Source organism: Streptomyces sp. NBC_01478 (assembly GCF_036227225.1).
In the GTDB taxonomy this organism is placed as follows: Bacteria; Actinomycetota; Actinomycetes; order Streptomycetales; family Streptomycetaceae; genus Streptomyces.
In genome coordinates this window covers 7,060,320-7,074,234 of record NZ_CP109444.1, presented here as the reverse complement: position 1 = coordinate 7,074,234, position 13,915 = coordinate 7,060,320, and the positions used below count along the sequence as shown (strand labels likewise).

The 13,915-nt window shown below is 70.5% G+C and carries 11 protein-coding genes and 1 pseudogene; 4 read left to right on the top strand and 8 right to left on the bottom strand.

All coding sequences use genetic code 11. The features are described 5' to 3' along the window. Position 1 precedes the first annotated feature (1 nt). From OG223_RS32135 to OG223_RS32125, 3 genes are all read right to left on the bottom strand, one after another. On the bottom strand, positions 2-532 hold the full coding sequence (locus OG223_RS32135; RefSeq protein WP_329256067.1) for a DoxX family protein: 531 nt from the start codon (positions 530-532) through the stop codon (positions 2-4). A 139-nt stretch (positions 533-671) separates the two neighbouring features. Beyond that, positions 672-1,160, bottom strand: a complete 489-nt coding sequence (locus tag OG223_RS32130; RefSeq protein WP_329256065.1) for a hypothetical protein — start codon at positions 1,158-1,160, stop codon at positions 672-674. A gap of 8 nt (positions 1,161-1,168) precedes the next feature. Beyond that, on the bottom strand, positions 1,169-2,449 hold the full coding sequence (locus tag OG223_RS32125; protein ID WP_329256063.1) for a hypothetical protein: 1,281 nt from the start codon (positions 2,447-2,449) through the stop codon (positions 1,169-1,171). Between the two features lie 218 nt (positions 2,450-2,667). Between OG223_RS32125 and OG223_RS32120 the strand changes: the two genes are divergently transcribed. After that, entirely contained in the window at positions 2,668-3,561 is an 894-nt protein-coding gene (locus tag OG223_RS32120) for a DUF4429 domain-containing protein (protein WP_329256062.1), read from the top strand. A 39-nt stretch (positions 3,562-3,600) separates the two neighbouring features. Here OG223_RS32120 and OG223_RS32115 read toward each other — a convergent pair whose 3' ends face one another. Continuing rightward, positions 3,601-4,395: a class II aldolase/adducin family protein gene (locus OG223_RS32115; protein ID WP_329256060.1), complete on the bottom strand. Its 795-nt coding sequence runs from the start codon at positions 4,393-4,395 to the stop codon at positions 3,601-3,603. Positions 4,396-4,514: 119 nt separating this feature from the next. Here OG223_RS32115 and OG223_RS32110 point away from each other — a divergent pair, with 119 nt between their 5' ends. Further along, positions 4,515-4,988, top strand: a complete 474-nt coding sequence (locus tag OG223_RS32110) for a pyridoxamine 5'-phosphate oxidase family protein (protein ID WP_329256058.1) — start codon at positions 4,515-4,517, stop codon at positions 4,986-4,988. 32 nt (positions 4,989-5,020) lie between these two features. Here OG223_RS32110 and guaA read toward each other — a convergent pair whose 3' ends face one another. Continuing rightward, complete coding sequence (gene guaA / locus OG223_RS32105) at positions 5,021-6,589, bottom strand: glutamine-hydrolyzing GMP synthase (protein ID WP_329256056.1); 1,569 nt, start codon at positions 6,587-6,589, stop codon at positions 5,021-5,023. Positions 6,590-7,000: 411 nt separating this feature from the next. On the opposite strand from guaA, the pseudogene OG223_RS32100 reads away from it, so the two are divergent. Beyond that, a pseudogene (locus OG223_RS32100) lies at positions 7,001-7,264 on the top strand (chorismate mutase); the annotation flags it as partial. A 613-nt stretch (positions 7,265-7,877) separates the two neighbouring features. On the opposite strand, the gene OG223_RS32095 reads toward OG223_RS32100, so the two are convergent. Beyond that, the gene (locus OG223_RS32095) at positions 7,878-9,074 is read right to left on the bottom strand and encodes a hypothetical protein (RefSeq protein ID WP_329256054.1); all 1,197 of its coding nucleotides are present in this window, start codon (positions 9,072-9,074) and stop codon (positions 7,878-7,880) included. A gap of 212 nt (positions 9,075-9,286) precedes the next feature. Here OG223_RS32095 and OG223_RS32090 point away from each other — a divergent pair, with 212 nt between their 5' ends. Continuing rightward, positions 9,287-10,354: an LAETG motif-containing sortase-dependent surface protein gene (locus tag OG223_RS32090; protein WP_329256052.1), complete on the top strand. Its 1,068-nt coding sequence runs from the start codon at positions 9,287-9,289 to the stop codon at positions 10,352-10,354. A gap of 94 nt (positions 10,355-10,448) precedes the next feature. Here the strand turns inward: OG223_RS32090 and OG223_RS32085 are convergent, their stop codons facing one another. After that, entirely contained in the window at positions 10,449-12,227 is a 1,779-nt protein-coding gene (locus OG223_RS32085) for a GMC family oxidoreductase (RefSeq protein ID WP_329256050.1), read from the bottom strand. 41 nt (positions 12,228-12,268) lie between these two features. After that, on the bottom strand, positions 12,269-13,900 hold the full coding sequence (locus tag OG223_RS32080; RefSeq protein ID WP_329256049.1) for a succinic semialdehyde dehydrogenase: 1,632 nt from the start codon (positions 13,898-13,900) through the stop codon (positions 12,269-12,271). Between the last annotated feature and the right edge of the window lie 15 nt (positions 13,901-13,915).

Genomic DNA, 13,915 nt, shown 5'->3' with positions numbered 1-13,915 from the left:
GCTACCGGTAGCCGCCCGTGCGCTGCCTTCGCCTGGCTCGGATCGCCGCGTCCAGGGAGAACACGGAGGCGCCCGCGAGGACGAGGGGCAGCCAGGCCATCAGATAGGCGAGGTCGTTGCCGTAGTAGTAGGGGTCGTTGGCCCAGCTAATGGTCAGCCACAGGCTGAGCGAGATCAGCGCACCGCCGAGTGCGGCGAGGCGGGCCAGCAGACCGATCAACGTGCCGATGCCGACGGCGAGTTCACCGAAGGCGATGGCGTAGCCGAAGCCGACGGGGCTCTTCAGGGAGAGGTCGACCAGGGCCGGGATCGCCGACGAGTCGCGGACCGCGCGCATCGTCTCGCCGATCGAGCCGGCGCCGGAGGACTTCATGAAGGCGCTGTCGGTGAGTTTGTCCAGGCCTGCGTAGATGAAGGTGACGCCGAGGAAGACGCGCAGTGGGAGCAGGGCGTACCGGGTGGCGGTGTCACGCCAGCTCCGGTCGCCGTCGAGGTACGGGGTTTGCGTATCCATTCGAGTGCTGTGAGTCATCGCCCTTAGCCGCCTCTCGCCGCCGTTGACCCCTCAACAGACCATACGTACGAAAAGGGGGACCCGCTCAACCATGCTTCGGACAGTTTTTCGGACTTCGGCAGAGTCCGGGCTGCGGTCGGCCCGCTTCTATGGATGTTCAGATGTGGGCCCGGACCTGTCGCACGGGGTGCCCGAGAGCCTCGGCGACGGCCGACAGCTCGTCGTCACCGAACCAGATGACGCGTCCCGGGTTCCAGACGGCGATCTCAAAGCGGGCGAAACCGCACGGCCAGTCGTGGTCGAGGGCGTCCAGGGAGGTGGCGGCGGCGCAACAGGGGGCGGTCACGGCGAGCGTCGGGAAGCCGTCCGGGTGGTGCTCGACCAGATCGGCGTACCACTGCCGGTCGATCGAGGCACCGCAGTGGGGGCAGCCGATGCGTTCGAGGTTGCCGCCGCAGTCCACCATGGTCGGGATGGCGTACCAGTCGACGTCGATCTCCGGATCGTCGTCGGCGTCCGGGTCGTCCGCGAAAGCCCGGCCGTCCGAGACCAGCCGGGTCACCAGGGCGGCCGCGCGCTCGCCCGCCTCCGGCCCGGGCTGCCAGTGGGGGTCGGTCGGGATGACCGACAGGACGTCGTCGCTCATGGGTGGGGTCAGTCCGTCACGTCGACCACGCAGGCGTTCGTCTCCACGCCGGCCGCGGTCACCACCTGTACCTCCACGCGTCCGGGCTCGACGTCGACCGGGACGGGGACGGTCAGGAGGGTGTCCGTGGGGTTGGAGAAGCCGCCGGTGACCGGGACGAGGGGGACGTGGACGTTGACCGGGCCGATGCGGACGACCATGCGGGAGAGCCGGTCGGCGGTCTGGGCGCCCGGGGGGACGAAGCCGGCGCCGCGGATCTCGATGTCGTCGCCGGTGCGGATGGGGGCGTCGAGGTCGCCCGCCTCACGGGAGCGCACCACCGAGAGGATGACCGGGCGGCCGCCCTCCGCGTACTTGCCGGCCAGGTACGTCGCGGCCGAGATCAGCACGACCACCGCCAACCCCCAGGGCAGGTCGGGCAGTTGGTCGGGGCGGCGGGCGAGGCGTACGGCGACGAAGACGAGGGCGACGGCGCTGATCGCGACGTACTGGATGTCGGCGAAGGTGCCGCGGCCCGCGTCGTCGGTGAGGAGGTCGGCGGCGCGGGGGCGGTCGGCGGGGATCTTCTGGAGGCGCTGGCCGAGGACCCGCAGGCCGACGACCCGGCGGACGAGCACGGCGATCGCGCAGACCACGGCGAGGACGGTCACCACACCGGCGCCGCGGGCGAGTTCGAGGCCGGAGATGAGGGCGTCGCGCTCGGCGTGGTCGGAGGCGGCGGCGAGGCGGCCGGCCAGGACCAGCACCGCGTACGCCACGAACAGCACCCAGGACACGGCGACAGCGCGGGAGGTCGACAGCCGGTTGTCCTCACCGATGACCGGTGCCAGCGCCCCGCCGCGCGCCCGGTGGAACCAGGAGGCGGCGGTCACCGCACCGCCGACCACGAGCGCGGCCAGCAGCCCGGCCGTGCGGGCCGCCGTCCAGCCCGCGCCGATCGCGGTGAGCGACTGCACCAGGAGCAGCACGACGAAAGCAGCCCACACCGTGAAGGCCGTGCGATGCCACAGGCGGGCCAGCCAGGCGCCGCCCTCGGCGCGGCCGCGTTCGGCGACGTCGTCGGCGGACTGGGTCAGTTCGTCCGAGACCCACTGCCGGGAGGCGGACGCCGAGTGCGCCACCGCCGCGGGCAGCCCCTCGCCGGCCGCGAAGCCGTCCCGCTTGACGAGGAACGCGGCGACCGCGCGCCGATGCCCCTCGCGTGCTCCGTGCGGGCAGTCCCCGCAGGTGCAGCCACCTCCGTGGGCACCGATGTGCTCGCCGCCCTGTCTCGCCTCCTGCACCGCCACGCCCGACGCCTGCCTTCCCCACGACCCTCATGGTCCTCGGCCCTCGACCCCGGGCCCTCACGTTCGGCGGCCGGCTCCGAAGCCTTTGGCCACCGCCTTGCAACTCCCGCACGACACCAGCGGATTGTGCCCTACGGAACGGGGTCCGCGTCCGGCAGGTCTGGTCAGCGCGGGTGAAGCGGGCGCCGCCGTGTTGACCCTGCTGCGAGAATTTCCCTATGGCCGAGATCATCCAGCGCGACGGGACCTGGGCCTTCGACGGCACAACGGTCCGTATCACGCCGGGACTTCACCGCTCCGTGCCACTGTTCCGGCAGACGTACGGGGAGATCGCGGTGCCCCTCGAAGCCGTCGCGGGCGTCGTCTACGAACCCGAACGCAAGCGTGGCCGGCTGCGGCTGAGGCTGCGCGAGGGAGCCGACCCGCTGCTCCAGGCGACCGGCGGACGGCTGCCGGACGCGGCGGATCCGTACCGGCTGATCGTGGACATCGACCGGTCCGGGGTCGCGGAGTACGTGGCGGAGGAGATCCGGCACGCGCTGCTCCTGGACCAGATCCCCAAGGAGCCCACCAAGGCCTATCTCCTGCCCGGCCCGCCGGTCCCGGTCTCCGTGCGCTCCTCCGACGGCACGGTGTCCTTCGACGGCGCCCAGGTGCGCATCGACTGGGCCGACACCTCGGAGCGCGTCAAGCGTGCCACCGGGCCGCGCATCGTCTCCGTCGGGGACCTCGTGCAGGTGGAGTGGCTGCCCAACTCCGGCTACGAGGACGGGTTCATGCGGTTCGTGACCCGGGAGACGGTGTTCTCCAAACTGCCGCCGGAGAAGGACCCGTACGCCCTCGATCTGTGGGGCAGCACCCGGCGCGATCTGCTCACCGCGCTGGTCGCGACGGCGGTGACCGCGCGGCTGCCGCATCCGTCGGTCCGGGAACTCGACAACGGGGAGTTCGCGGACCGCCCTCGACGGCTGGCGACCGTTCCGCCGCCGGCCGATCATCACGACGTACTCCTGCGCAGGCTGCGGGAGTTGGGCGAGCTGCACCGGGAAGGGGTGCTCACGGACGAGGAGTTCAGGATGACCAAGGCGGCCGTGCTGCGGGGATTCAGTTGAGCGGCTCAGCCGGTCGGCTCCCGGCTCAGCCGTTCGGCTTCAACTGAGGAGGTCCGGTTCGCTGCGGCTGATGTCCTGCCACAGGGGCTGGTAGTTGATCCACGCGACGAGGTCGCCGCCGGTCTGTTCGCGGGTGGCGACGGCGAGTTTGTGGTCGATGAGGAGGGGCCGGCCGGCCGCCTTCGCGAGGAGCTGGACCTGGCAGGAGCGTTCCATGGACACGAACCACCAGGCCGCCGCGTCCACCGAGTCGCCCACGGTGAGCAGTCCGTGGTTGCGCAGCACGAGCGCCTTGCGGGAGCCCAGCCCGGCGGCGATCCGCTTGCCCTCCTCGGCGTCGACGGAGACCCCGCTGTAGGCGTCGTAGAGCGCGTGGTCCTCGTAGAAGGCGCAGCTCTCCTGGCTGATCGGGTCGAGGAAGTCGCCGAGGGCGGAGAGCGCCCGGCCGTGCACGGAGTGGCAGTGGGCGACCGAGACGACGTCCGGGCGGGCTGCGTGGACCTGGGAGTGCACGGTGAACGCGGCCTGGTTGACGTGGTGGCGGCCCTGGAGCACCTGGCCGTCCGAGTTGGCCAGCACCAGATCGCTCACGGTGACATGTCGGAAGGGCATCCCGAAGGGGTTGACCCAGAAGCAGTCGCTGAACTCGGGGTCGCGGGCGGTGATGTGCCCCGAGACCCCGTCCTCGAAGCCGAGCCGGCCGAACAGGCGCAGGGCGCCCGCGAGCCGTTCCTTGCGGTGCCGGCGTTCGTCCTCGACCGACTCGTGCATCGGCGGCATGGCGAACCGCAGTTGGTCGGTGGGCAGGGGGGAGGGCGGCATCGGCCCGTGCATCGGTCCTCCAGCACTGGGTTTGTTGTAAGGGCGAGAAGTTACCGCCGGTCGGTCGAAAAGGGCAGTGCGGGTCGGTAAAGAGGACAGAGGATGTCGGTTATCGGCGGAACACTCGCCGTATGACAGCGAACTGGGCCACCTTCACCGCCGCCGAACCGGACCTCGCCGCGATCGTCGAGACGCGCTTCGGGGCCTTCACGCATCACGTCCTCGCGACCCTGCGCAAGGACGGGTCGCCGCGCACGACCGGGCTCGAAGTGCGCTTCCTGGACGGCGAGTTGTGGCTCGGGATGATGCCCGACTCGCTGAAGGCGCTGGATCTGCGGCGCGATCCGCGGTTCGCGCTGCAGGCGAACCCGGGGCCAGGTACGGACACGCACGGCGGTGACGTACGGGTGAGCGGGCGGGCGGTGGAGGTGACCGATGCCGGGGTGAAGGGGGCGTACAGGAAAGAGGTGGAACCGCCGGAGCCGTTCCACCTCTTCCGCACCGAGCTGACGGAGGTCGTGCGGACCTACGTCGAGGACGAAACGTATCTCGTCGTGCAGGTCTGGAAGCCCGGAGGGCCGGTGCGGACCCTCAAGCGGACCTGAGCCTCAAGATGCCCGAAGGGCTCCGGGAAGGCTCACTCCCACTCGATGGTCCCCGGGGGCTTCGAGGTGATGTCGAGGACGACGCGGTTGACGTCGGCGACCTCGTTGGTGATGCGGGTGGAGATCTTCGCGAGGACGTCGTACGGCAGGCGCGACCAGTCGGCGGTCATGGCGTCCTCGGAGGAGACCGGGCGCAGGACGATCGGGTGACCGTAGGTGCGGCCGTCGCCCTGGACGCCGACGCTGCGGACGTCGGCGAGGAGGACCACCGGGCACTGCCAGATGTCGCGGTCGAGGCCGGCCGCCGTCAGCTCCTCGCGGGCGATGGCGTCGGCGTCGCGGAGCAGGTCGAGGCGGTCCTTGGTGACCTCGCCCACGATGCGGATGCCGAGGCCGGGGCCGGGGAAGGGCTGGCGCTGGACGATCTCGTCCGGGAGGCCCAGCTCCTGGCCGACCATCCGGACCTCGTCCTTGAACAGCTTGCGCAGCGGTTCGACGAGCTTGAATTCGAGGTCCTCGGGGAGACCGCCGACGTTGTGGTGCGACTTGATGTTCGCGGTGCCCGTGCCGCCGCCCGACTCGACCACGTCCGGGTAGAGCGTGCCCTGGACCAGGAAGGCGACCTCGGGGCCCTCGTCCGCGATGATCTCGGCCTGGGCCTGCTCGAAGACGCGGATGAACTCGCGGCCGATGATCTTCCGCTTCTGCTCGGGATCGGAGACCCCCTTGAGCGCGGTGAGGAAGCGCTCCTCCGCGTCCACGACGACGAGCTTGACGCCGGTCGCGGCCACGAAGTCCTTCTCGACCTGCTCGGTCTCGCCCTTGCGCATCAGGCCGTGGTCGACGTAGACGCAGGTGAGCTGGTCGCCGATGGCGCGAGCGACGAGCGCGGCCGCCACGGCGGAGTCGACGCCGCCGGACAGACCGCAGATGGCGCGCTTGTCGCCGACCTGCTCGCGGATGAGGGCGACCTGCTCGTCGATGACGTTGCCGGTGGTCCAGTTCGGGGTGAGGCCGGCGCCGCGGTACAGGAAGTGCTCGAGCACCTGCTGGCCGTGCGTGGAGTGCATGACCTCGGGGTGGTACTGGACGCCGTAGAGCTTCTTCTCGTCGTTCTCGAAGGCGGCGACCGGGACGACGTCCGTGGACGCGGTGACCGTGAAGCCCTCGGGGGCGGCGGAGCAGGCGTCGCCGTGGGACATCCACACGGACTGCTCGTCCGGGGTGCCTTCGAAGAGGGTGGAGGACGACCGGGAGACATGCAGTTCCGTACGGCCGTACTCGCGGGCGCCCGTGTTGTCGACGGTGCCGCCGAGAGTCGTGGCCATCAGCTGGAAGCCGTAGCACATGCCGAAGACCGGGACGCCGGCGTCGAAGAGTGCGCGGTCCAGGCGGGGGGCGCCCTCCGCGTACACCGAGGAGGGGCCGCCGGAGAGGATGATCGCCGCCGGGTTCTTGGCGAGCATCTCCGCGACCGGCATGGTGCTCGGCACGATCTCGCTGTAGACCCGGGCCTCGCGGACGCGGCGGGCGATGAGCTGGGCGTACTGCGCGCCGAAGTCGACGACCAGGACGGTGTCGGGGGCGGGGGTCGCTGACACGGGAGCGTGGCCTTCCGGCGGTGGGGCGGGGGTCTGGGTACCGATTCTAACGGGGTCGGCGTGGGACACCTGGCCGTCCCCGGCGGCTCCGCCCCCGGACCCCCGAGACCTGTGCCCACCCACCGCCCGACTCGGTGGGCTGGACGGGCGCCGCAGAAACCGCTGTCCGACTCGGCGGGCTTCGCGGACGCCGGCGTCCCCGCCCGGCACCCCCAACCGGTCCTGTGCCATACTCCCCCCATGCTCACGCACCCGACCTCCCTCTTTACCTATGGCAACCGGCCCGCCGGCTGCCATGGTCGAGCTGCTTGAGTTACTGACAAGCGACTTTCCAGGCGCCCCGGGCCGACAAGGCCCGGGGCGCCTGTCGTTTCCCGGTCCGGTCGGTCCAGGCGCTCCAGACACAAGGAGCCCGGTATGACCACCACCACGCCCGAGCAGACCATCGCCGACGCCCGGGAGCGCATCGACGCCCTGGACGACCGGATCATCGGGCTGATCCAGGAACGGGTCGCCGTGTCCGCCGTCGTCCAGGAGGCGCGGATCGCCTCCGGCGGGCGGCGGGTGAGCCTGAGCCGGGAGAACGAGATCCTCAGCCACTACAGCGCCGCGCTCGGCCGGCCCGGCACTTCCCTCGCGATGACGCTCCTCGAACTCTCCCGGGGGCGGATCTGAGTTCGAGCGCCGTCTCACCCGTACGGCGCGTGACCGCTCCGCGAACCCCTTCGTTGGGGGTGGTGTCCGTGCCAGCCAGGGGCGGGCCCGAAAGAACCACGCGTGGCTCGACTGGGGCGATGAGACGTACGGATCGTGCCGTACGTCGTGGGACCTCGCTCCAGGGTCGTGACCGGACGGCAGGGGACAGCAGCCCGGTCACCCAAGAGAACGGTCGGCTCCGGGGACGCCCGGGGCCGCCCGGCGGAAAATGCAAAAATGCACAAAGCCGGATCGAACGGTTGCGGAGGCCGCGTCCATCCAGCACGATGCGTAAGAAGGCTCCGGGCGTTCTGAGCACTCCCCGAGTTCGCCCGGGCTCCCAAGTCCCAACGCACACACCTGCATTGACCACCTCACTGCAGTGCACCGTCCTACCGCCAGAGGTCGAGACCAAGCGTGCGCCCCGTGTGCGCCGGGGCGCCGACCCAGGGCACTTGAGACAAGCGGCGCAACCCCCCGGCGCCGCTCCCAGGCACCGGCGCAGCCCTGACGCCGGTGCTGACGGAGAAGGGCCCCGCGGCTCCGTCCCGCGGGGCCCTTCGCTTGCCCGGCACCACAACTCAGGTACGGCTCAGGTGCGGCTCACCGTCCCGCACGTCTCGTTCGCACCCTCGCCGATGTCCCGGCTGCGGTCGTACGGGTCCGTCGTCGGGCCGGACGGCGTGGCTCCCGTCGGCTCGTCCGAGGTGAGGTCCGCGGTGAACTCGGGGTGGAAGTAGCCGTCGTAGACGTCGCAGGCGCTGTTGCCGAAGTCCGAGTCGTAGTGGACGACGTTGAGGCGGCCCGGAGTGACCTGGTAGCGCGCGGGGTCGAGGAGTTCGAGGTCGATCACGCGGCGGACGATGGTGCGGGCGACCTCGGGGGAGCCGTCGGTGCGGACGACCGGGTAGACGAAGGTGTAGTCGGCGTGGACCTCGACGCCGGAGCGGTCGTTCTTCTTGAAGGTGATACGGCCGCGGGTCTTCACGACGTCACCGACGAGCCGTAGGTCCTTGGGGTCGAAGCGGCTGAAAAGCAGCAGGGGGTCGTGCGTCTTGGCCGGGGTGCGCAGGGACGTGTTCAACTCGTCCAGCATTCCCGGCTGTTGGGGGTCCAGTATCGCGAGCGCGGCGGTCGGGCGGGCGCCCGCGATCGTCTTCGGGTCGAGGTTGGCGGCGACGAGGAGCTTCTCGGTCTGCTGGAGGGCGAGTTGGACCCGCTCCTTGGAGAGCGCGCCCACGGCCTTCGCCTTCGGCAGGACGATGCCGGCCGCGCCGTCCGCCCAGTTCAGGGCGGGTGAACCGGCGAACGGCCGGTCCAGGGTGGGGACTTCGGGGTCCACGGCGGAGGGCGCGGCGGTCGGGGCGGCGGTCTCCGGCGCGAGCGGGGAGGCCGCGGCGGCGCCGGCGGCACCCGTGCCGCTGTCGTCGCCCTTGCCGAAGGGGTCGCCGGGGATGAGCGACGGTTTCATCGCGACCACGGCGACGGCTATGGCGAGCGGAAGGCCGAGGACGGCCCACACGCGGCGCTTGCGCTGGGCCCGCCCGTTCATCTCCTGCCAGGCGGGACCGGTCCGCCAGCCCTCGGGCTCCTGTCGCTTTCCCTTCTTCTTCCCCTTCGCCTTCTCTTCGCTCTTCTTCAGTCGCTCGGTCACCTCGCGGGCGCGGGCGGACGGTTCCTTCGGGGCGGAGGCGCGAATGTCCCGCTCCGTGTCGCGGGCGAACTGTTCCCAGACATCGTCGGGGATCTCCGGGTGCGAGGACGGTTCCTCGGCAGGCTTGTCAGACACGTCCCCAAGTTCTAGACGTTCCGAAAGCCCGTTCACAAGGAGCACTTGGGTGTGACAGAGCCCACATAAGAATCTCGTGAGAGTGGGCACAACCGTTCGCAGGTTTCCCGGGTCTCCTCTGCATAACCAAGGGTCACAGCCGCGCCCCACACGCGGAGCCCTCCGACCAGGGTGCTGCGCTCCCGCAGTACACCGGACTTCTCGAGGACTTCATGAAGCTTCGCCGTGCCATGGCCGCGGCCGCCGCGACGGCCGTCATCGCTCCGCTCGCTCTGCTGTCCGCGCCGGTCGCGTTCGCCGACAACGAGTCTCCGGACACGTCGTCCAGCAGCCCCGCGGCAGAGGACAGCAGCCCGGCGGCGGACGAGAGCACCCCGGCCGCCGACGACAGCACCCCCGCGGCGGACGACAGCACCCCGGCGGCGGACGACAGCACTCCGGCCGCCGACGACAGCACCCCCGCGCCCGGTGACAGCACCCCGGCCGCGACGGGCACCCCGACCGGGTCCTCCTCGCCCACCGTCTCCGCGTCGCCGAGCAAGCCGGCCGACGACTTCGACCCGTACGCGGACTGCAAGTCGTTCGACCTGGACGAGAAGCTCAGCGCGTCGATCACCGGGCTGCCGAACAAGATCGTCGCCGGTTCCGGCTGGCACACCTTCAAGTTCGTGGTGACGAACGGTTCGGACAAGGACCTCACGAACGTCTGGATCAACGCGCTCACCGAGTACAGCGACGAGGTGAACGACGACTCCTCGCTCATGCTGAACCTGGCCCAGATCCAGCTGAAGCAGGACGGCAAGTGGACCGACTCCTACCAGGAGACCGTCGGCTCCGGCAGCGACACGACCACCCTGTCCGGGAGCATCGTCGCGATTCTTCCCACCCTGGAGAAGAAGTCCTCGACCACGCTCGACCTGCGCGTGAAGATCAAGTCCTCGGCCCCCGCAGGCTCGTCGTTCGCGCTGAGCCAGGCGGTGTACGCGGGCAAGGGTGACTCCTGCTACGGCAACGGCGACTACTACGAGTTCTCCGTGCTCGCCGCCGGCAGCAGCGACCCGGGCGACGTCGGCGAGGCCAAGCCGACCGGCGAGAAGCCCACCGGGACCAACGAGGACCTGAAGCCGCAGGGTGACGTGAACGAGGCCACCGGCAACCTCGCCGAGACCGGCTCCAGTTCCGCGCTCCCGGTGATCGGGCTCGTGGGCGGTGCGGCCGTCGTCGCGGGTGCCGCCGCGGTGGTCATGGTGCGTCGGCGCAAGACCGGAGAGAGCGCGTAACCCGTAGCTCGCTCGACGAAGAAGGACCTGCGCTCGGAGGGGGGCGCAGGTCCTTCTTGGTTGTCCGGCGAGTACCGCAAGTACCGCTTGTCCCCTACGACTTCGGCGGGACCGTCGGCATCCCCAGGAACGGCAGCTTCAGTGCGCCGAACGCGCCCTCGGGGACCGCGGGTTGATGCGGCTCCACCGCCTTCAGGCGTTCGTACGACAGCCCCTGCTCCGGGCGCGGGTCCGGCTCGCCCTTGTTGGGCCAGTAGGACATCGCGCGCTCGGCCTGCGCGGTGATGGTGAGGGACGGGTTGACGCCGAGGTTCGCGGAGACCGCCGAGCCGTCGACGACCGAGATGCCCGCGTGGCCGTAGAGACGGTGGTACGGGTCGATCACGCCGGTCTCGCGGGAGGCGCCGATGGGGCAGCCGCCGAGGAAGTGGGCGGTGAGCGGGGTGCCCATGAGTTCGCCGACGTTCGAGCCCGCGAAGCCGTTGATCTCGGCGGCGATCGCCGCCGCGGCCTCCGAAGCCGCCCTGATCTGCTTGGGGTTGGGGGCGCCGTGTCCCTGACGTGCCGTCAGCAGGCCTTTCCCCACGCCGTCCGGTTTCAGGTACGTCGTCAGGGAGTTGTCCAGCGACTGCATCACCAGGCCGATGATGGTCCGTTCCGACCAGTGCCGGTTGGAGAGCGAACGCAGGACCAGGAGCGGGTGGCGGGCCGCGTTCGCCAGCCAGGCCAGCGCCCTCGACGAGCCCTCGGCGTAGGGGACTTGGAGGATGGAGAGGCCGCCCATCGAGTTGGATCCCTTGCCGTAGCGGACCGGTTCGATGTGGGTGTTCTCGTCGGGGTGGACCGAGGAGGTGATGGCGACTCCGCGCGTGAAGTCGACCTGCCGCTCGCCCGTCGCCTTGCGGTAGCGGCGGTTGTTGGTCTGCGCGCCGACCAGCGCCTCCGAGTTGGTGCGGGTCAGCTCACCCAACTTCTCGGAGAGGTACGGCAGTTGGCCGCCCGTCTTCATACGGTGCAGCAGGGTCTGGGTGCCGTAGGTGCCGGCGGCGAGGACGATCCGGCGGGCCTTGAAGGTCCTCCCTTCCGACGTGCGGCGCGCGTCCGTGGGCAGGGTCGCCACCGCGTAGCCGCCCTGCGAGTCGTCCGTGACCGACACGACCGTCGTCATCGGGTGGACCACCGCGCCCGCCTTCTCGGCGAGGTAGAGGTAGTTCTCGTTGAGGGTGTTCTTAGCGCCGTGCCGGCAGCCCGTCATGCACTCGCCGCACTCGGTGCAGGCCTTGCGGGCCGGGCCCGCGCCGCCGAAGTACGGGTCGGCCACCTGTTCGCCGGGCGCGGCCTTCGTGGTGCCCTCGGCGTCCTCGCCGTCGCCGAAGAAGACGCCGACCGGGGCCATGTGGAAGGTGTCTCCTACGCCCATCCGCTGGGCCGCGGCCTTCAGGTGGACGTCGGAGGGGGTCATCGTCGGGTTGAGCCGTACGCCGAGCATGCGGCGGGCCTGGTCGTAGTACGGGCTCAACTCCTCTTCCCAGTCGGTGATGTCGCGCCACTGGGGGTCCTCGAAGAACGGCTTCGGCGGGACGTAGAGGGTGTTGGCGTAGTTGAGGGAGCCGCCGCCCACGCCTGCGCCGGCGAGGACCATGACGTTGCCCAGCAGGTGGATGCGCTGGATGCCGTACAGGTTGAGCCTGGGGGCCCAGAGGTAGTTCTTGAGGTCCCAGGAATTTTTGGGGAGCGTCGACGGGGTGAAGCGGCGGCCGGCTTCCAACACGCCTACGGTGTAGCCCTTTTCGGTCAGGCGGAGGGCGGTTACCGAACCGCCGAAGCCGGAGCCGACGACGAGGACGTCGTAGTCGTAGGTGTCCTGGGGCACGGGGTCTCCTCGTTGAGTTTCACGTGCGGGTGCGTTGTGGTCTACCTGAGCCGGAATGCCTTCATCACCCGGAGGCTGCGGCTCATGAACTGCGCGTACGCCTCGTCGGTCATTCCCAGCGAGGGAGCCATGGGCAACAACCGCTGCTGGGCCACCGTTTGGGCCTCGGTGTACTTGAGGATGCCCTCGGAGCCGTGGCGGCGGCCGAGGCCGGAGTCCTTCATGCCGCCCATCGGGGACTGGACGCTGCCGTAGGCGGAGGCGTAGCCCTCGTTGATGTTGACCGTGCCGGTGCGCAGGCGGGCGGCGATCGTGCGGCCTCGGTGGGCGTTCTTCGTCCAGACCGAGGAATTGAGGCCGTACGGCGTGGAGTTGGCCTCTTCCACGACCTCGTCGTCCGTCTTGAAGCGGTAGACGGAGACGACCGGGCCGAAGGTCTCCTCGGCGCAGACGGACATGGGGGCCTCGACGCCGTCGAGGATGGTGGGCTCGAAGAAGTACGGGCCGATGTCGGGGCGGGCGACGCCGCCGGCGACGAGCTTGGCGCCCTTGGCCACCGCCTCGTCCACGTGCCGCGTGACCGACTCCAACTGCCGTTCCCCCGCCAGCGATCCCATGTCCGCGCCGTACGCGAGGGCGGTGCCCAGGCGCATCGCCTTCGTGCGGGCGGCGAAGCGGTCCAGGAAGGTGTCGGCGATCGACTCGTGGACGTACAACCGCTCGATGGAGACGCAGAGTTGGCCGGCGGAGGAGAAGCAGGCGCGGACCGCGCCCGCCGCCGCCTTCTCGATGTCCGCGTCCTCCAGGACCAACATCGCGTTCTTGCCGCCGAGTTCGAGGGAGACGCCGACCAGGCGGGCGGCGGCGCTCCGCGCGACCTGGCGGCCGGTGCGGGTGGAGCCGGTGAAGGAGACGTAGTCGGCGTGCTTGACCACCTCGGGGCCGACGACCGGGCCCTCGCCGAGGACGACCTGGAAGAGGTCGGCCGGCAGGCCCGCCTCGATGAGGAGGTCGCGGGCCCAGAGGGCGGTCAGGCAGGTCTCGGTGTCCGGCTTCATCACGACCGCGTTGCCCGCCGCGAAGGCCGGGAGCGCGTCGCCGACGGAGAGTTCGAGCGGGTAGTTCCAGGGGGCGATCTGCCCGACCACCCCGCGCGGGTGGCGGAGTTCGGTGACCTTGGTGAGGGTCGGGACGGCGCCGGTGTGCCGCTTCGGCTTGAGGTAGGCGGGGGCCTTGCGGCCGTAGTGGCGGGCCGCGACGGCGACGGCCTGCACCTCCTCGTGCGCGTGCAGCCGCGCCTTGCCTGTCTCCAGTTGGATCAGGTCGAGGACCTCGGCCTGGCGGGCGAGGACGAGATCGTGGAAGCGGAGCAGGACCGCGGCGCGCTGCCGTACCGGTGTCTGCTCCCAGAGGGCCTGCGCGGCGCGGGCCGCGTCGAAGGCCTTCGCCACGTCCTCGGGTGTGGACTCGGGCAGGTCGGCGAGCTTCTCGCCGGTGAACGGTGAGTGGTTGGCGGTCCGGCCGGAGCCGGCCACCCCCTTCGTGAGCTGGGCGACCAGCTCCGGGGTCACCACATCGGCGGCGGTACGGGCGCCTGTGGGGGCCGGCGCGAGGGGGTTCGTGCCGGTCGTGGTTTCCGTACCGGTCTTTTCCGGGGCCTGCGAGTCCGTCATGTGCGGCAGCGTATG

Coding starts and splice junctions, on each gene's coding strand:
- OG223_RS32080 (WP_329256049.1), bottom strand. CDS start 13,900: ATGACGGACTCGCAGGCCCCGGAAAAGACCGGTACGGAAACCACGACC.
- OG223_RS32090 (WP_329256052.1), top strand. CDS start 9,287: ATGAAGCTTCGCCGTGCCATGGCCGCGGCCGCCGCGACGGCCGTCATC.
- OG223_RS32120 (WP_329256062.1), top strand. CDS start 2,668: ATGGCCGAGATCATCCAGCGCGACGGGACCTGGGCCTTCGACGGCACA.
- OG223_RS32110 (WP_329256058.1), top strand. CDS start 4,515: ATGACAGCGAACTGGGCCACCTTCACCGCCGCCGAACCGGACCTCGCC.
- OG223_RS32135 (WP_329256067.1), bottom strand. CDS start 532: ATGACTCACAGCACTCGAATGGATACGCAAACCCCGTACCTCGACGGC.
- OG223_RS32130 (WP_329256065.1), bottom strand. CDS start 1,160: ATGAGCGACGACGTCCTGTCGGTCATCCCGACCGACCCCCACTGGCAG.
- OG223_RS32115 (WP_329256060.1), bottom strand. CDS start 4,395: ATGCACGGGCCGATGCCGCCCTCCCCCCTGCCCACCGACCAACTGCGG.